Annotated in this window: 15 protein-coding genes; 11 read left to right on the top strand and 4 right to left on the bottom strand. The window is 69.5% G+C overall.

What is annotated here, in order from left to right:
* Window positions 1-136: 136 nt before the first annotated feature.
* The 4 genes from ACLQ7T_RS15065 to ychF all read left to right on the top strand — a co-directional run bounded on the left by ACLQ7T_RS15065 (window position 137) and on the right by ychF (window position 5216).
* Window positions 137-2188, top strand: a complete 2052-nt coding sequence (locus ACLQ7T_RS15065; RefSeq protein WP_420480150.1) for a TonB-dependent receptor family protein — start codon at window positions 137-139, stop codon at window positions 2186-2188.
* A complete protein-coding gene (locus tag ACLQ7T_RS15060; RefSeq protein WP_420480149.1) occupies window positions 2188-3546 on the top strand; it encodes a PepSY-associated TM helix domain-containing protein in 1359 nt (452 codons plus the stop codon). Before ACLQ7T_RS15065 ends, ACLQ7T_RS15060 begins: the two co-directional genes overlap by 1 nt.
* 14 nt (window positions 3547-3560) lie before the next feature.
* Entirely contained in the window at window positions 3561-4040 is a 480-nt protein-coding gene (locus ACLQ7T_RS15055; protein WP_420480148.1) for a copper chaperone PCu(A)C, read from the top strand.
* Window positions 4041-4121: 81 nt separating this feature from the next.
* Window positions 4122-5216 carry a redox-regulated ATPase YchF gene (gene ychF, locus ACLQ7T_RS15050; RefSeq protein WP_420480147.1) on the top strand — a complete coding sequence of 365 codons (1095 nt, stop codon included), beginning with the start codon at window positions 4122-4124 and terminating at the stop codon, window positions 5214-5216.
* Here the strand turns inward: ychF and ACLQ7T_RS15045 are convergent, their stop codons facing one another.
* Complete coding sequence (locus tag ACLQ7T_RS15045) at window positions 5217-5687, bottom strand: hypothetical protein (protein WP_420480146.1); 471 nt, start codon at window positions 5685-5687, stop codon at window positions 5217-5219.
* Between the two features lie 131 nt (window positions 5688-5818).
* Between ACLQ7T_RS15045 and ACLQ7T_RS15040 the strand changes: the two genes are divergently transcribed.
* The gene (locus ACLQ7T_RS15040) at window positions 5819-6082 is read left to right on the top strand and encodes a hypothetical protein (RefSeq protein WP_420480145.1); all 264 of its coding nucleotides are present in this window, start codon (window positions 5819-5821) and stop codon (window positions 6080-6082) included.
* 70 nt (window positions 6083-6152) lie between these two features.
* Here the strand turns inward: ACLQ7T_RS15040 and ACLQ7T_RS15035 are convergent, their stop codons facing one another.
* Together ACLQ7T_RS15035 and ppdK are read right to left on the bottom strand one after the other, a co-directional pair.
* The gene (locus tag ACLQ7T_RS15035) at window positions 6153-6623 is read right to left on the bottom strand and encodes a porin family protein (RefSeq protein ID WP_420480144.1); all 471 of its coding nucleotides are present in this window, start codon (window positions 6621-6623) and stop codon (window positions 6153-6155) included.
* A 242-nt stretch (window positions 6624-6865) separates the two neighbouring features.
* A complete protein-coding gene (ppdK, locus tag ACLQ7T_RS15030) occupies window positions 6866-9556 on the bottom strand; it encodes a pyruvate, phosphate dikinase (RefSeq protein ID WP_420480143.1) in 2691 nt (896 codons plus the stop codon).
* Window positions 9557-9787: 231 nt separating this feature from the next.
* On the opposite strand from ppdK, the gene ACLQ7T_RS15025 reads away from it, so the two are divergent.
* Both ACLQ7T_RS15025 and ACLQ7T_RS15020 read left to right on the top strand, forming a co-directional pair.
* Window positions 9788-10648 carry a tetratricopeptide repeat protein gene (locus tag ACLQ7T_RS15025; protein WP_420480142.1) on the top strand — a complete coding sequence of 287 codons (861 nt, stop codon included), beginning with the start codon at window positions 9788-9790 and terminating at the stop codon, window positions 10646-10648.
* A gap of 82 nt (window positions 10649-10730) precedes the next feature.
* Window positions 10731-11825 (top strand): site-specific DNA-methyltransferase, encoded by a 1095-nt coding sequence (locus ACLQ7T_RS15020; protein WP_420480141.1) that lies wholly within the window; start codon window positions 10731-10733, stop codon window positions 11823-11825.
* A 162-nt stretch (window positions 11826-11987) separates the two neighbouring features.
* Here the strand turns inward: ACLQ7T_RS15020 and mutY are convergent, their stop codons facing one another.
* Window positions 11988-13031: an A/G-specific adenine glycosylase gene (mutY, locus tag ACLQ7T_RS15015; protein ID WP_420480140.1), complete on the bottom strand. Its 1044-nt coding sequence runs from the start codon at window positions 13029-13031 to the stop codon at window positions 11988-11990.
* Between the two features lie 21 nt (window positions 13032-13052).
* On the opposite strand from mutY, the gene ACLQ7T_RS15010 reads away from it, so the two are divergent.
* From ACLQ7T_RS15010 to ACLQ7T_RS14995, 4 genes are all read left to right on the top strand, one after another.
* Window positions 13053-13610 (top strand): DUF721 domain-containing protein, encoded by a 558-nt coding sequence (locus ACLQ7T_RS15010; RefSeq protein ID WP_420480139.1) that lies wholly within the window; start codon window positions 13053-13055, stop codon window positions 13608-13610.
* Between the two features lie 96 nt (window positions 13611-13706).
* Window positions 13707-14351 carry a thioredoxin domain-containing protein gene (locus ACLQ7T_RS15005; RefSeq protein WP_420480138.1) on the top strand — a complete coding sequence of 215 codons (645 nt, stop codon included), beginning with the start codon at window positions 13707-13709 and terminating at the stop codon, window positions 14349-14351.
* A 6-nt stretch (window positions 14352-14357) separates the two neighbouring features.
* Window positions 14358-14984: a thioredoxin domain-containing protein gene (locus tag ACLQ7T_RS15000; protein ID WP_420480137.1), complete on the top strand. Its 627-nt coding sequence runs from the start codon at window positions 14358-14360 to the stop codon at window positions 14982-14984.
* Window positions 14985-14996: 12 nt separating this feature from the next.
* Window positions 14997-16125: AAA family ATPase (locus ACLQ7T_RS14995; RefSeq protein ID WP_420480136.1), on the top strand; the 1129-nt coding region annotated here is incomplete at its 3' end.

The following is a 16125-nucleotide window of genomic DNA, read 5'->3' as shown; positions in this document are numbered from 1 at the left end:
CCGCGCGCGCGCCGCCGCGACCGCCCTCGACCGCCCCGCCCCACGCCTGAAGCAGACCCGGAGCGCCGTCCGTGCGCCCGAACCCGCGCGCCGTCCGGCGACGCGGACTTTTTCTCTGTTTCAGGATTGATCCCTCATGTCCCTGTGGACCTCCGCGGCGCCCTGCGCCCTGCTGCTCGCCGCCATCGCCTCGCCCGCCCTCGCCGCCGGGCCGGACCAGGACCCGACCACCCTCGACACCGTCATCGTCACCGGCAGCCGGAATCCGGAAGACCCCGCCGTCGTGGCCGAGGCGCGCGAGCGCCTGAGCCGCACGCCCGGCGCCGTCGCCGTGATCTCGGCCGAAAGCTATCAGGACCGCTACGCCGCCAACCTGGCCGACGTCCTGCGCGACGCGCCCGGCGTCTACGCCCAGCGCAAGTGGGGCGGCGACGTTCGCCTGTCGATCCGGGGCTCCGGCATCGGCAACGCCAGCCACAACCGGGGAACCCTGCTGGCCCAGGACGGCGTGCCGTTCAATGAGGCCGACGGCTTCGGCGACTTCCAGCTGATCGATCCGCTGATCGCCCGCTACACCGAGGTCTACAAGGGCGGCAACGCCCTGCGCTTCGGCGGCGCCCTGCTGGGCGGGGCGATCAATCTGGTCACCCCCACCGGTCATACGGCGGGGTCGGACTACAGCCTGCGTCTGGACGGCGGCTCCTACGGGACCGTGAGAGCGCACGCCGAAGGGGCGGGCGTGCGCGGCGACTGGGACGGCTTCGCCGCCGTCACCGGCCTGACCACCGACGGCTGGCGCGACTGGAGCACGGGTCAGGAGCAGCACGCCTCCGTCAACATCGGCCGCCGCTTCGGTCAGGATCGCGAGGTGCGGCTGTTGGTCTCGGGCGGCTACATCCATCAGGACATCCCCGGCAGCCTGACCCTGTCGCAGGCGCTGACCACGCCGGAGCAGGCGAATGCGGGCAACCGGGCGCTGCACTACCAGCGCGACATGGCCTCGGTCCGCACCACGCTCCAGACCCGCTGGCGGCTGAACGACTCGACCGTCTTCGAAGGCGCCCTGTACGGCACGTGGAAGGATCTCGATCACCCGATCTTCCAGGTCATCGACCAGCAGAGCCGCAACTACGGCGTCTTCGGCCGCTTCGACTGGCAGGGACAGGTCGCAGGCCTGCGCGCCGACGCCTTCTACGGCCTGTGGTACCGGCAGGGCGATCTGGACGCGAAGCAGTGGGTCAATCTGGCCGGCTCGCACGGCGCCCTGACCGCCCGCAGCTTCCAGAACGCGACGGGTCTGGACGTCTTCGCCGAGGGACGTCTGTTCGTGACCGACCGGCTGGCCGTGGTCGCGGGCGGGACCTGGGGCCGGGCCGGGCGGGACTATCAGAGCTTCGCCACCCCCGGCGGCGGGTTCAACCTCGACACCGATCGCACCTTCGACTGGTTCGTCCCGCGCGTCGGCCTGCTGTGGGAGAATGAGACCGGCAGCCAGGTGTTCGCCAACGTCACCCGCTCGGTCGAACCGCCGAACTTCTCGGCGATGTCGCCCACGGTCGGCGGCTTCCAGCCCCTGGTCCCGCAGGAGGCCGTCACCGTCGAGGCCGGTACGCGCGGCCGCCGCGGCCCCTTGACCTGGGACCTCACCGTCTACCGGGCCGAGCTGGAGCATGAGCTGCTGAACTTCATCGTCCAGCCGGGCATCCCCGCCGCCACCTTCAACGCCGGGCCGACGATCCATCAGGGGATCGAAGCCGGGCTGGACTGGCGGATCGTCCCGTCCGTGCGCCTGCGCCAGACCTACGCCTTTTCGGACTTCGTCTTTGATGGGGACCTGGCCTATGGCGACAACGACCTGCCGGTGGTCCCCCCCCATCTGTACCGGGCCGAGCTGCGCTATGATCACCCAGCGGGCTGGTTCATCGCCCCCTCCGTGGAGTGGTCCATGTCCGACAGCTGGGTCGACTACGCCAACACCCTCAAGGCCCCGTCCTATGCCGTCGCCCATCTGAACGCCGGCTGGAGCCTCCGCGGGGGCGTCTCCCTGTTCGCCGACGTCCGGAATCTGTTCGACGAGCGCTATGTCTCGAACTTCAGCGCCGTCACCGACGCCCGCGTGGCGTCGACGGCGGTCTTCTTCCCCGGCGAGGGCCGCTCGGCCTTCGTCGGCGTGCGGCTGGCCTACTGATGGGGAGGCAACAATCGAAAGGGGCGCCGGACATCCTGTCCGGCGCCTACCGCGCCGTCTGGCGTTGGCATTTCTACGCCGGCGTGCTGGTCATGCCCGTGCTGATGCTGCTGGCCCTGACCGGCGGCCTGTATCTGTTCAGGGACGAGATCGACCAGGCCGTCTACAGCCGGATGGCCACGGTCCCGGCCTCCGCCCGACAGGCCCCGCCCGAAGCCTGGGCCGCCGCGGCTGAACAGGTCGGACAGGGGCGCGCCGCCGCCCTGATCCTGCCCGCCCGGGCGGACCAGGCCGTCCGCATCCGCGTGGACCGCCCCGACGGCGGACAGCGCACCGTCTTCGTGGACCCCCACACCGGCCACGTCACCGGCGAGACCGGCTACGGCGGGGTGATGGAGACGGTCAAACGCCTCCATTCCCTCACCCTGTTCGGGCCGGTCATGAACCTCGTGGTCGAGATCGTCGCGGGCTGGACCATCGTTCTGTGCGCCACCGGCCTGTACCTCTGGTGGCCGCGCAGGCGACGGGTCGGCGTCGTCGCCCTGACCTCTACAGACCCGCGCCGTCGTCCGTTCTGGCGCGATCTGCATGCCCTGACGGGCCTCTATGTCGGCGGGGTGCTGCTGTTCCTCGCCGTCACCGGCATGCCCTGGTCGGCGGTGTGGGGCGACCGGGTCATGGACGGGGTCAGGACCAGCGGGCTCGGTCGCCCGGCCGCTCCCGTCGCGGGCGCATGGCAGGCCGCCGAACACGCCGACCATCCGCAGGGCGCGGGCTGGACGATGGAGGGGATGACCCTGCCCGCCCATGCCCACCACCCCGCATCCGCCGGCCTGTCCGAGGTCGTGGCCCTGGCCGAGGCGGCCGGCCTGCCCCGCCCCTATGCGGTCTCCATCCCGAAGGCGGCGGTCACGACCTGGACGGTCACCGCACAGGTGACCCGTGTCCAGGACACCCGCGCCCTCTATATTGACCCCGCACAGGGCAAGGTCGTCGCCGACATCGGCTACAGCCAGTTCGGCGCAGGCGCCAAGGCCATCGAATGGGGCATCTACACCCACCAGGGCACGCAGTTCGGCCCGATCAACCGCTGGGTCATGCTGGCGGGCTGCATCGGCGTCTGGCTGCTGGCGATCAGCGGCCTGATGATGTGGTGGAAGCGCCGCCCGCCGAAGCTGTCCAAGGGCCTGATCGGCGCCCCGCCCGCGCCGGACGGGCTGAAGCTGCGCGTCGCCGTCCTCGCCATCGTCCTGCCCCTGTGCCTCCTCTATCCCCTCACCGGCGCCAGCCTGGTCGTCGCCCTGGTCGCCGAACGGTTGATCCGTGCGCTGTTCCGTTCCAGACCTGCCGCAGCCTGAAAGACATCGAGCCCATGATCCGCACCCTGATCCCCCTCGCCGCCGTCGCCGCCCTGCTGGCCGCCTGCTCCGGCGAACCGAAGCCCTCCGGCGGCGAACAGGCCGTCGTGACCGCGACCGGCGCCCTGTGCCGCCCGACCCCGGTCGGCCGCCAGATGACCGGCTGCTACGTCACCCTGACCGCGACCGCCGACGACCGTCTGGTCAGCGTCTCGACCCCCGCCGCCGGCCGCGTCGAGATCCACGAGAGCAAGATCGAGAGCAATATGATGATGATGCGCGAGCTGAAGGAGGGCCTGCCCCTCCCGGCCGGGCAGGCGGTCGAGCTGAAGCCCGGCGGCAACCACATCATGCTGCTGGCGGTGACCGAGCCGCTGACCGACGGCCAGAGCATTCCCCTGACCCTCAATTTCGCCTCGGCCGCGGCGGTGACGGTCCAGGCCGCCATCGGCCAGCCGCCGGTCAATGAGTACGGCACGCAGACCGGCTCCTGACGCCTTCGGACAACGCGCGAGCCTGACAAACCGGATCGAACCGGCTAAAGGCTCGCGCTCACTCGAAAGCTCCAGAAGACCATGGCCCTTAAAGTCGCGATCGTCGGCCTGCCCAACGTCGGCAAGTCCACCCTGTTCAACGCCCTGACCAAGACGGCGGCGGCCCAGGCGGCCAACTATCCGTTCTGCACCATCGAGCCGAACACCGGCGACGTGGCCGTGCCCGAGCCGCGCCTGAACGCGCTCGCCGAGATCGCGGGTTCGAAAGAGATCATCCCGTCGCGGATCACCTTCGTGGACATCGCCGGTCTGGTCCGTGGCGCGTCCAAGGGCGAGGGTCTGGGCAACCAGTTCCTGGCCAACATCCGCGACTGCGACGCCATCGCCTTCGTCGCCCGCTGCTTCGTCGACGACGACATCACCCACGTCGAGAACCGCATCGATCCGATCTCGGACCTCGAGATCATCGAGACCGAGCTGATGCTGGCCGACCTCGAAAGCCTCGAGAAGCGCTACGCCAACGTCGAGAAGCGCGCCAAGACCGGCGACAAGGAGATGCAGAACACCCTGCGCCTCATCAACCTGGCCCTCGAACAGCTCCGCGCCGGCAAGCCCGCCCGCGTCGCCGAAATCTCGAAGGAAGACCAGAAGGCGTGGCACATGCTGCAGCTTCTGACCTCCCTGCCCGCACTCTACGTCGCCAACGTCGACGAGGGCTCGGCCGACAAGGGCAACGAGCTGTCCGATCTGGTCGCCAAACGCGCCGCCGCCGACAATGCCAAGTCGGTCGTCATCTCGGCCAGGATCGACTCCGAACTGGCCGTGCTGGACGCCGAGGAACAGGCCGAGTTCCTGGAGACCCTCGGTCTGGCCGAGCCGGGCCTGAACCGCCTGATCCGCGAGGCCTACGCCCTGCTGGGCCTGCAGTCCTACTTCACCGTGGGGCCGAAGGAGGCGCGCGCCTGGACCATCCACGTCGGCGATACGGCTCCCCAGGCGGCCGGTGTGATCCACACCGACTTCGAGAAGGGCTTCATCCGCGCCGAAACCATCGCCTATGAGGACTACATCGCCTTCAAGGGTGAGGCGAAGGCCCGCGAGGCCGGCAAGCTGCGCGCCGAAGGCAAGGCCTACGTCGTCAAGGACGGCGACGTGATGAACTTCCTGTTCAACTGATCACCCGGCCGGGTCGGCCTCCGCCGGCGGGGCCGCCGCCGGGCAGCGGGTCAGCACGACCACCGCGTCATTGCGGTTCAGCCAGGTCATCCTGAGCCGCTCGCCCTGGGCGGACAGACGCACCCGCTCGCGGGTCGCCTCCCCTTCAGCCTGGCAGGCCAGGGTCAGCTCATAGCCGTCGCTGACCTGGTCCAGGGAGGTGATGGCGCAGCTGTTCTCGTATCCTTCGAACCTCAGGGTGGTGATCTCAATCGCCTTTTCCGGCCCGGTCGCATTCGCGCACCAGCCGGGGTTGGCGGCCCAGCGGCCGATGAAGCTGGCCGGCCCGCCGCCCGGCAGGGCCGGCGCGGGCGGCGGCGCGTCCGGCGTCTGGATCGGGTCGGCGGGCTCGGTCGGCGGGTTCCGGCGCTCGCCGTCGCAGGCGGCCAGTCCGAGCAGCAGGAGGGTCAGGGGCAGGAGCGTGCGGGTCATGCCCGATGGAACGCCGTTCCTCCCCAAAGGGGTCCACACTCCCGCGGATCACGAATTCGCGGTCACGCTTGCATCCTCCGCCCGTATTTGCGACCGGTTCTTGCGTGTACGAGAACAAGGGGGCGTCCCGCATGACTCAGAACACCAATCCTTGGAGCAAGGCCATCGATCCGCTGGCCGAGGACATCACGACCGTGCTGAAAAGCATGGGCGGCTCCGCGCACCAGAAGGATGTCGTTCAGTGTGTCGCCGCCATGAAGCGCCAGCGCGGCGAGACCGTCGCCCAGGACCTGGCCTCGCGCATTCTCGAGGTCTTTGAACACTACCGCGATCTCTTCTTCCGCCCCTTCGGCGAGGGCTCGATGCGATGGGCCCTGCAGCCCGGCGTCGCCTGAGTTCAGGACCGGACAACGAAAAGGCCCGCGGTTCGCACCGCGGGCCTTCGTCGTTCCGGGCCTTGAAGCCTTAGAAGCGACGCACGAAGCTCAGGCCGTAGGTGTCGGCCTCACCGGCGTCGCCGCGGAAGTCGCGGCGGGTCCAGTCGGCGCGCACGCCGTTCTGGCCGTCGAAGAAGTAGTTGGCGCCGACGCCGTAGTTGATGCTTTCGGTGCTGTCCGACGACTGGATGCCGGCGATGTCCGTCTTCACCCGGGTGGTGCCGTAGCCGAGACGGCCGAACAGCTCGAAATTCTCGTTGATCGGCAGCTTGGCGACGCCGTAGCCGGCGACGTCATACTTGTGCTCGACCGAGCCCGGGATGCCGCCGACGGTGATGTCGTCGTCGCTGACGCCGATCGAGGCCTCGCCTTCCACGCCGAAATTACGGGTGAAGTCATAACCGGCCCGGCCGGTGACCGCGCCCAGGTCGCCACCGTCGGAATCAAGCTGCGTGTAACCGATCGAGCCGGTCACCCGCGAACCCGGGTCCTGGGCCATAGCCGGCGCGGCAATCAGAGTAATGGCGGCAGTCGCGAGAAGAATGTTACGCATAGTTTCTGTATCCTCTAGATGCGGTGACTTCTGCGGTCACCGGCCCCATCCAGCGGGATACAAAATGGGTCGGGATCGGACAGGTTCCAGACCCGTCCGATGACTTCCCCTTCACTGTGCGCTTGCAGGCACAGACGCCGATACGCCAATTCAGACCTTATCGTGGTCCAATTCGGGCGAAGCGAAACCTACCGGTCCTTTTCGCGCTCGGTCCCGGCCCGCGCATGCAGGGCGGCCTGGGCCGCGGCCAGACGGGCGATCGGCACACGGTACGGCGAGCAGCTGACATAGGTCAGACCCACCTCCTCGCAGAAGGCGATCGACGACGGATCGCCGCCGTGCTCGCCGCAGATGCCCATCTTGATGTCGGCGCGCACCGCCACGCCCCGCGCCTTGGCGATGCGGATCAGGTCGCCGACCCCGTCCTGGTCCAGACGGACGAAGGGATCGGTCTCGAAGATGCCCTTGTCCATATAGGCCTGCAGGAAGCGGCCGGAGTCGTCGCGGCTGATGCCGAACGTGGTCTGGGTCAGGTCATTGGTGCCGAAGCTGAAGAACTGGGCGTGCTCGGCCAGATCCCCGGCGCGCAGGGCGGCCCGCGGCAGTTCGATCATCGTGCCGACCAGATACTCCACCGTGTCGCCCGCCTCCTCGAAGACGGTCCTGGCCGTCCGGTCGGTCAGCTCGCGCAGGTATTTCATCTCCAGACCCAGGGCGACCAGCGGGTGCATGATCTCCGGGATGGGCGCCAGACCTGATGCTTGCTTCACCTCCAGGGCGGCTTCCAGCACCGCCCGGACCTGCATTTCGTAGATTTCCGGATAGGCGACGCCGAGGCGGCAGCCCCGGTGGCCCAGCATCGGATTGGTCTCGTGCAGTTCCCTGGCCCGGCGCTTCAGTTTGGCGGCGTCGAGACCCGAGGCGGCGGCGAGGGCGTCGATGTCCTCTTCCGAGTGCGGGATGAACTCGTGCAGCGGCGGGTCCAGCAGGCGCACCGTCACCGGCAGGCCCGACATGATGGTGAACAGCTCGACGAAGTCCGCCTTCTGGAACGGGGCGATCTTGGCCAGGGCCGCGCGGCGGCCGGCTTCGTCGTCCGCCAGGATCATCTCGCGCACGGCAGCGATCCGGGTGTCGTCGAAGAACATGTGCTCGGTCCGGCACAGGCCGATGCCCTCGGCGCCGAAGCCGCGGGCGGTCCTGGCGTCCAGCGGCGTCTCTGCGTTGGCGCGCACGTTCAGGCGACGCACGCTGTCGGCCCAGCCCATCAGGGTCTGGAAGTCGCCGGTCAGCTCCGGCTCGATCATGGCCACGGCGCCGTCCAGCACCTCGCCCTTGCCGCCGTCGATGGTGATGACCTCGCCCTCGCGGAAGGTTCGGCCGCGGGCCGTGAAGGTGTGGGCCTTGTCGTCGATATGGATCTCGCCCGCGCCCGAGACGCAGGGACGGCCCATGCCGCGCGCGACCACCGCCGCGTGGCTGGTCATGCCGCCGCGCGCGGTGACGATGCCCTTGGCGGCGTGCATGCCGTGGATGTCTTCCGGGCTGGTCTCCTCGCGCACCAGGATGACCGCCTCGCCCAGTTGGGCCAGACGCTCGGCCTCGTCGGCGTCGAAGACGATCTTGCCGGTCGCGGCGCCCGGGCTGGCGGGCAGGCCCTGGGCCACCACGGTGCGGGCGGCGTTCGGGTCCAGCGTCGGATGCAGCAGCTGGTCCAGGGCGGCGGGTTCGACGCGGCTGACCGCCTCGTCCTGCGAGATCACGCCCTCGGCGGCCAGCTCGACCGCGATCTTCAGCGCCGACTTGGCCGTGCGCTTGCCGTTGCGGGTCTGCAGCATCCACAGACGGCCCTGTTCGACCGTGAACTCGATGTCCTGCATGTCGCGGTAATGGCTCTCCAGCCGGTTCACGACATCGACGAACTGGCCGAAGACTTCCGGCATGGCCTCTTCCATCGAGAGGGCCGTCTCACCCATCTCCTCGCGGCCCGCCCGGGTCAGCGACTGCGGCGTGCGGATGCCCGCCACCACGTCCTCGCCCTGGGCGTTGATCAGGAACTCGCCGTACAGCTTCGCCTCGCCGGTCGACGGATTGCGGGTGAAGGCCACGCCGGTCGCCGAGGTCTCGCCCATGTTGCCGAACACCATCGACTGGATGTTCACGGCCGTGCCCCAGCTCTCGGGGATGTCGTGCATGCGGCGATAGAATTTGGCCCGGTCGTTCATCCAGCTGGCGAAGACGGCGCCGACGGCGCCCCACAGCTGGTCATGCGGGTCCTGCGGGAAGGGCTGGCCCAGACGGTCCTCGACCACCGCCTTGTAGTCGGCGACCACCTTCTCCCAGTCCTTCGCCGTCAGGTCGGTGTCGACCGTGACGCCCAGACGGTCCTTATGGTCGTCCAGCACGCCCTCGAAGTCGTCATGGGACAGACCCAGCACCACGTTCGAATACATGGTGATGAAGCGGCGGTAGCTGTCGAAGGCGAAGCGGCGGTCGCCCGACAGCGCAGCCAGACCTTCCACCGTCTCGTCGTTCAGACCCAGGTTCAGGACCGTGTCCATCATCCCCGGCATCGAGGCGCGGGCGCCCGAGCGGACCGAGACCAGCAGCGGGTTCTTCGCGTCGCCGAAGGTCTTGCCGACGATGCCTTCGACCTTGGCCAGACCGGCCTTCACCTGATCCGTCAGATCGGTCGGATAGGTTTCGCCGTGAGCGTAGTACCAGGTGCAGACTTCCGTGGTGACGGTGAAACCGGGCGGGACAGGAAGCCCCAGCGCCGACATCTCGGCCAGGTTCGCGCCCTTGCCGCCGAGAAGATTCTTCATCGAAGCATCGCCGTCGGCCGAACCGCCGCCGAAGCCGTACACCCACTGAGTCATCAGTAGCCCCTGAACCGTGGTGAATTGCGCGGCGGATTCGCTCCGCTCGCTGTGTATCCGCCCCGCTTACCCCTCTCGGCGCGGCAAGGCGACCCTGAGCGCGTAACAAAACGTGAGCAGGTGTGACGGTTCCGCAGCTGTCGCCCATAGATCGCACGACGCCGACCTTCCACTGTTGCGAGAGCCTCACTCCCGCAAGACAGTACCGGTCCAACAGTGGGGGAGTCGGATATGCGGTTGAGAAACAAGGTTCTGTCGGCGCTTCTCGTGTCGGTCGTAGCGCTGGCGCCCGGCTTGGCGCTCGCGCAGGCCGGACAGGTCGCGCCCGTCACGCCCCGCCCGCGGGTCAACATCAATGTGCAGGCCGACGCTCCACTGCCCGCGGAGCAGGAAGCCCATGCAGCCTATGCCGCCGCCATGGACGCGGCGGGAACCGGAGGGTGGCCGGCGGTCCAGGCGCATGTGCCCGCATTGACCGCACTGATGGCAAATGCGCCGGCGACCTACCCTGTCATGGAAGAGATTGCCGAAGGTTGGGCAATCCGCGCCGACACCCGGGAAGAAATCATGGCCCTTGCCCGGCACATCGGCGACATCGAAGGTGCGCGGGGCGGCGGCGACATCAGGATCATCGCGCGCCCCAACGTCTACCCCCGGATCGCCTTCCTGCTGGGCAGCGCGGCGGTCGAACGGCGTGAATTGGATGAAGCTCACGCTGTCCTGGACCAAGGCCTCGCCCTTCAACCGCTTGATCGCTTCCTGCTGAACGAGAAGCTCGTCACCCTCCATGCCCAGAGACGTTGGGACGAAGCCTATGAACTGGCGCATGGCGCATTGGCCTCAGGCGATCCGCTGATCGAGGCCCATCCCGGCTCGCTTCAACGTCGACTGGGCTACACGCTGATCGAACTGGGCCGCCTTCCTGAAGCCCGTGCCGCCTACGAAGCCTCTCTCGTGTCCGAACCGGACAACGCCACCGCCATAGCAGAGCTGGAAATCATACGAGATCTGGAGGCTGGCCACAGCCTTGACGGAGAAGTCCGGATCGTCTCGCCGAACATGGCGGCGCCAGCCGCTCCCGCGAACGACTAGCGGCAGAACGCCAACCGGTTACCCCGCCTTAACCGTAAGGATTCACCATGCCCGCTCAATCCTGTGCGGGGCCGCGTAATCCATGTCCGAACTGAAGACCCCCGTCCTTGCCACGGACGTCATCCATCGGGGCGACTGCATCGAGGTGCTGCGTTCGCTGCCCGACGCGTCCGTCGACATGGTCTTCGCCGACCCGCCCTATAACCTCCAGCTGGGCGGCGACCTGCTGCGTCCCGACAACTCCAAGGTCGATGCGGTCGATGACGACTGGGACAAGTTCGGCAGCTTCGCCGAATACGACGCCTTCACCCGCGCCTGGCTGAAGGAATGCCGCCGCGTGCTGAAGCCGGAAGGCTCCATCTGGGTCATCGGCAGCTATCACAACGTCTTCCGCCTCGGCGCGGCGATCCAGGATCTGGGCTTCTGGGTGCTGAACGACATCATCTGGCGCAAGTCGAACCCGATGCCGAACTTCAAGGGCACCCGGTTCACCAACGCCCACGAAACCCTGATCTGGGCCGCCCGCTCGCGTGAGCAGAAGCGCTACACCTTCAACTACGACGCGCTGAAGGCCTTCAACGAAGACACCCAGATGCGCTCGGACTGGACGCTGGCGCTGTGCACGGGCGAGGAGCGGATCAAGGACGCCGACGGCAAGAAGGCCCATCCGACCCAGAAGCCCGAGGCCCTGCTGCACCGGGTGCTGCTGGCCGCCACCCGTCCGGGCGACGTCATTCTCGACCCCTTCTTCGGCACCGGCACCACCGGCGCCGCCGCCAGGCGTCTGGGGCGCCACTTCATCGGCATCGAGCGCGATGAGGGCTACGCCAAGGTCGCCGAGAAGCGGATCAAGGCCGTGGTGCCCGCCGCGCCGGAAGATCTCGCCGTCATGGGCTCCAAGCGCAACGAGCCCAAGGTGCCGTTCGGCGCCCTGGTCGAGGCCGGCCTGCTGCGCCCGGGCGACCGCCTGTACTGCCCCAAGGGCGAGCGCGAGGCCCGCGTCCGCGCCGACGGCTCGCTGGTCCACGGCGACCTGACCGGCTCGATCCACAAGCTGGGCGCCCTGCTGGAGAACGCCCCGGCCTGCAACGGCTGGACCTACTGGCGCTTCAAGACCGACCAGGGCCTGCGCAGCATCGACGCCCTGCGCGCCGAAATCCGCGCCGGGATGCAGTAGCGATCCTCGAACTCACCTCTCCACGCAGTGGGGAGGTGGCGCGGCGCGAACACGCGCCGTGACGGAGGGGTCAAAGCAGTCGCGCTCGTCGCAACCCCTCCACCCCGCTTCGCCCCAGGGCTCGCGCGGTCCCCCTCCCCAGCTTCGCTGGAGAGGTGAGGCTCAGCCACCCAGCCCGCGTTCCAACGCCTTGCGGAACACCGTCGGCAGCGCGCCCGGCGCCTCTTCGACCGTCGTCCAGATGAAGTCGCCCGCCCGCTCGGCAGCCCCCTCGCCCACGCGCACGTCCAGCGTCAGGCTGAAGTGGGTGAAGACGTGCTCGACAAACCCCGCCTCGCGCCAGTCCGCGTCCGCCGGCGGCGTCGCGTCCGGCGCGGCGCTCCAGTCCGAGGTCGGCAGGCCCAGCATGCCGCCCAGCAGCCCCTTGTCCGGCCGCCGCACCAAGGCGACCCGCCCCTGCCCGTCAAGCAGCACCCAGGCGACGCCCGTCCGGTGCGGCCGCTCGGCCTTCTTCAGCTTCAGCGGATAGCGTTCCGGCTGACCGCCCGCATGGCCGGCGCACCATCTCGTCAGCGGGCAGTCCCCGCACAGGGGCGACTTCGGACGGCACACGGTCGCGCCCAGATCCATCAGCGCCTGCGCCCAGTCTCCGGGCCGATCCTCCCGCACCAGCGATCCCGCCAGCGCCCGCAGCTCGGGCCGGGCGGGCGGCACGGGGGTCTCGACCGCGAACAGCCGGGCCATCACCCGCTCGACATTGCCGTCTACCACATTGGCCGCTTCGCCGAAGGCGATGCTGGCGACCGCGGCGGCAGTGTAGGCGCCCACGCCCGGCAGGGCCAGCAGCGCCGCCTCGGTATCCGGAAACACCCCGCCGTGCTCACCCGCCACCGCCCGCGCGCAGGCCAGCAGATTGCGGGCGCGGGCGTAGTAGCCCAGCCCCGCCCAGGCGGCCATCACATCCGCATCCGCCGCCGCCGCCAGATCGGACACGGTCGGCCAGCGTTCGGTGAAGCTCAGGAAATAGGGCGTGGCGTGCGGCGTCGTGGTCTGCTGCAGCATCACCTCGGACAGCCAGACCCGATATGGATCGGGACGCCCTTTCGTCCCCGGCGGCGCGCGCCAGACCAGCGTCCGCGCATGGACGTCGTACCAGCCCAGCAGGGCGGATCGGATCGCGGGCACGTCTGCGGGGACGGAAGGCATCGACCGCGCTATAACCCGGAAATGCGCCGTCCGCTGCCCACCGAAGCCGAAGCCCGGGAAATCCTGTCCCGCCGCCGCACGCGCCCGGCTCCCCGCCCGGCGCCCAAGGCCGGGCGCGCCCTGCAGGGGCTGATCAAGGAGCTGGACGCCAAGCTGGGTCGCGGCGCCGGCGCGCTGGAGCCCCGCTGGCGTGAGATCGTCGGCGAGCGGCTGGCGCGCGTCACCCGTCCGCAGAAGCTGACCAAGGGTCGGGGCGGCGCCGGCGGCACGCTGGAACTGCGCGTGGCGGGCCCCGCCGCCCTGCTGGTGCAGCACCAGTCCGAGGACATCCTGCAGCGGGTGAACCTCTTTCTCGGGCCGGGCGCGGTGGACAAGCTCCGCATCGCCCAGGGCCCGGTGAAGCCCCTGCCCGACAGCCCCGTCGCTCCGGCGCGCAAGGCCGCGGCCGCCGCCCCCCTGCCCGCCCACCAGGAGGCCGAGCTCAAGGCCTCCGTGGCCGACGCCCCGGACGAGCTTCGCGGCATGCTCGAGAAGCTCGGACGGGCGGTTCTCGGGGATCGCGGCGACAGGCGGCGTTGACAAAACTTCGCCGCACCTGTTCTCGAAAACCAAGGCTGCGCGACTTTGCGGGGAATCGCGCGATGCTCCGGAATCCCGTCGAGTGAGGACCATCCCATGAAGTTCCGTTACGCCGACATGAGCCGCCGCGCGGCCCTGTCCGCCGCCGCCCTCGCCGCCATGGCGACCCTGACCGGTTGCGGCGGCGGCGCCACCTCCCCGGCCGCCGGCGACATGGCCCTCGGCGCGGCTGAAGGCGAAGCCAAGGTCACCGTCATCGAGTACGCCTCGATCACCTGCCCGCACTGCGCCGCCTGGCAGGAAGAAACCTGGCCCGGGTTCAAGGCCAAATACGTCGACACCAACAAGGTCCGCTACGTCTTCCGCGAACTGCGCACCCCGCCCGCCAACGTCGCCGCCGCCGGCTTCGCCGTCGCCCGCTGCGCCGGCGAGGACAAGTATTTCGACGTGGTCCACGAGTTCTTCGCCAGCATCCAGGATCTGCACGGTCCGGACCCCCGCTCGACCCTGTTCCGCGTCGGCAACGGCGCCGGCCTGTCGAACCAGCAGATCGAGGCCTGCATCAAGGACCCGGAAAACCTGAAGGCCAGCGACGAGCGTGACCGTCAGGCCGTGCGGGCGGGCGTCACCGGCACCCCGACCTTCTTCGTCAACGGGACCCAGGTGATCACCCCGGGCTCGAACAGCGGCGCCTCGCTGGCCGATCTGTCGACCGCCATCGACGCCGAACTGGCCAAGTAAGCCCGGATGACGGCGCTGCGGCGAACTCTTCTGCTTCTCGCGCTGGCCCTGCCGGCGTGTCTCGCGACGGCTTCCGGGCCGTCGCGGGCGCAGACGCCCGTGGCGCCGGTCACCGCCGCCGACCGCATTCTGGGCCGGGCCGACGCGCCGGTGACGGTGATCGAGTACGCCTCCTTCACCTGCCACCACTGCGCGGACTGGCACCAGTTCGTCTTCCCCCTGTTCAAGCAGCGTCTGATCGACACTGGCCAGGTGCGGTTCGTCTTCCGCAACCTGCCGACCGATCCGGCCAGCGTCTCCCTGCCCGCCGCCGCCATGGCCCGGTGCGCCGCGCCGGAGAAGTATTTCGACGTCGTCGCGGCCCTGATGCACGGCCAGCCCGCCCTGCTGCGCGGCGGTCGTCAGGAGGACTGGTACGCCCCCGCCATCGCCGCCAGCGGACGGACCCGGGACCAGCTGACCGCCTGCGCCAACCTGCCCGCCACCCGCGCGGCGATCCAGCGCGACATCGACAGCGCCAACGCCGCGGGCGCCACCAGCACCCCGGCCTTCTTCGTCAACGGCCGCCGCGTCACCGACCGCAGCCTGGGCGGTCTGGAGGTCGCCGTCCGGGCGGCCGCCGCGGCCCAGTAGGCCCTTCCTCCGGTGCAGTTCCAGCGCCTCAGACTCGTGGGCTTCAAGTCCTTCGTCGACGCGCAGGAGTTCCACATCGAGCCCGGCCTGACCGGCATCGTCGGCCCCAACGGCTGCGGCAAGTCCAACGTCCTTGAAAGCCTGCGCTGGGTCATGGGCGCCAACTCGGCCAAGGCCATGCGCGGCCAGGGCATGGACGACGTCATCTTCGCCGGCGCCGCCAACCGTCCCCCGCGCAGTCACGCCGAAGTCCAGCTGACCATCGACAATGCGCAGCGCCGCGCGCCCCAGCCCTTCACCGACAGCCCCATCCTGGAAGTCTCGCGCCGGATCGACCGGGGGCAGGGTTCGACCTACCGGATCAACGGCAAGGAGGTCCGGGCCCGTGACGTCCAGCTGCTGTTCGCCGACGCCTCGACCGGCGCCAATTCCCCGGCCCTCGTCCGGCAGGGTCAGATCAGCGAGCTGATCGCCGCCAAACCCCAGAACCGCCGCCGCATCCTCGAGGAAGCCGGGGGCGTCGCCGGCCTGCACACCCGCCGGCACGAGGCCGAGCTTCGCCTCAAGGCCGCCGAGGCCAACCTCGAACGCCTCGACGACATCGGCCGCGAGCTGGAGACCACCCTGTCCCGCCTGAAGCGCGAGGCGCGTCAGGCCGAGAAATACAAGAAGATCTCCGCCGAGATCCGGGCCCTGCAGGCCTCGCTGGTCTATGTCCGCTGGAACGACGCCCGCCTCGCGGCCGAGGTCGCCGCGCAGGAACTGGCCGAGGCCGACCGCGCCGTGGTCGAGGCGACTTCCGCCTCGGGCCGCGCCCAGACCGCCGCCCTGAACGCCCAGGAGGCGCTGAAGCCCGCGCGCGAGGAAGACGCCGTCGCCGGCGCCCTGCTGCACCGCGCCAGCCTGGAACGCGACCGCCTCGACATGGCCGAGCAACAGGCCCGCGCCGAGGTCGAGCGCCTGAAGGCCGAGGGCGCCCGCATCGCCGCCGACATCGAGCGCGAGACCGGCATGGCCGGTGACGCCGAAAGCGAACTGGCCCGCCTGACCGAGGCCTTCGACCGCGTCTCCGCCGAGATCGCCGCCGCCCCCGCCCGCGGGCCCCAGCTGGACGCCGCCCTGCTGGCCGCCGAGGACGCCC

It is taken from the genome of Brevundimonas sediminis (assembly GCF_048799765.1).
GTDB lineage: Bacteria > Pseudomonadota > Alphaproteobacteria > Caulobacterales > Caulobacteraceae > Brevundimonas.
Note: the sequence above shows the minus strand (reverse complement) of the source record. Positions and strands in the feature narration are given on the sequence as shown.

What these genes read in the sequence shown, in the direction of transcription:
- ACLQ7T_RS15065 (WP_420480150.1), top strand. Translation starts at nt 137, where the DNA reads ATGTCCCTGTGGACCTCCGCGGCGCCCTGCGCCCTGCTGCTCGCCGCC.
- ACLQ7T_RS15060 (WP_420480149.1), top strand. Translation starts at nt 2,188, where the DNA reads ATGGGGAGGCAACAATCGAAAGGGGCGCCGGACATCCTGTCCGGCGCC.
- ACLQ7T_RS15055 (WP_420480148.1), top strand. Translation starts at nt 3,561, where the DNA reads ATGATCCGCACCCTGATCCCCCTCGCCGCCGTCGCCGCCCTGCTGGCC.
- ychF (WP_420480147.1), top strand. Translation starts at nt 4,122, where the DNA reads ATGGCCCTTAAAGTCGCGATCGTCGGCCTGCCCAACGTCGGCAAGTCC.
- ACLQ7T_RS15045 (WP_420480146.1), bottom strand. Translation starts at nt 5,687, where the DNA reads ATGACCCGCACGCTCCTGCCCCTGACCCTCCTGCTGCTCGGACTGGCC.
- ACLQ7T_RS15040 (WP_420480145.1), top strand. Translation starts at nt 5,819, where the DNA reads ATGACTCAGAACACCAATCCTTGGAGCAAGGCCATCGATCCGCTGGCC.
- ACLQ7T_RS15035 (WP_420480144.1), bottom strand. Translation starts at nt 6,623, where the DNA reads ATGGCCCAGGACCCGGGTTCGCGGGTGACCGGCTCGATCGGTTACACG.
- ppdK (WP_420480143.1), bottom strand. Translation starts at nt 9,556, where the DNA reads ATGACTCAGTGGGTGTACGGCTTCGGCGGCGGTTCGGCCGACGGCGAT.
- ACLQ7T_RS15025 (WP_420480142.1), top strand. Translation starts at nt 9,788, where the DNA reads ATGCGGTTGAGAAACAAGGTTCTGTCGGCGCTTCTCGTGTCGGTCGTA.
- ACLQ7T_RS15020 (WP_420480141.1), top strand. Translation starts at nt 10,731, where the DNA reads ATGTCCGAACTGAAGACCCCCGTCCTTGCCACGGACGTCATCCATCGG.
- mutY (WP_420480140.1), bottom strand. Translation starts at nt 13,031, where the DNA reads ATGCCTTCCGTCCCCGCAGACGTGCCCGCGATCCGATCCGCCCTGCTG.
- ACLQ7T_RS15010 (WP_420480139.1), top strand. Translation starts at nt 13,053, where the DNA reads ATGCGCCGTCCGCTGCCCACCGAAGCCGAAGCCCGGGAAATCCTGTCC.
- ACLQ7T_RS15005 (WP_420480138.1), top strand. Translation starts at nt 13,707, where the DNA reads ATGAAGTTCCGTTACGCCGACATGAGCCGCCGCGCGGCCCTGTCCGCC.
- ACLQ7T_RS15000 (WP_420480137.1), top strand. Translation starts at nt 14,358, where the DNA reads ATGACGGCGCTGCGGCGAACTCTTCTGCTTCTCGCGCTGGCCCTGCCG.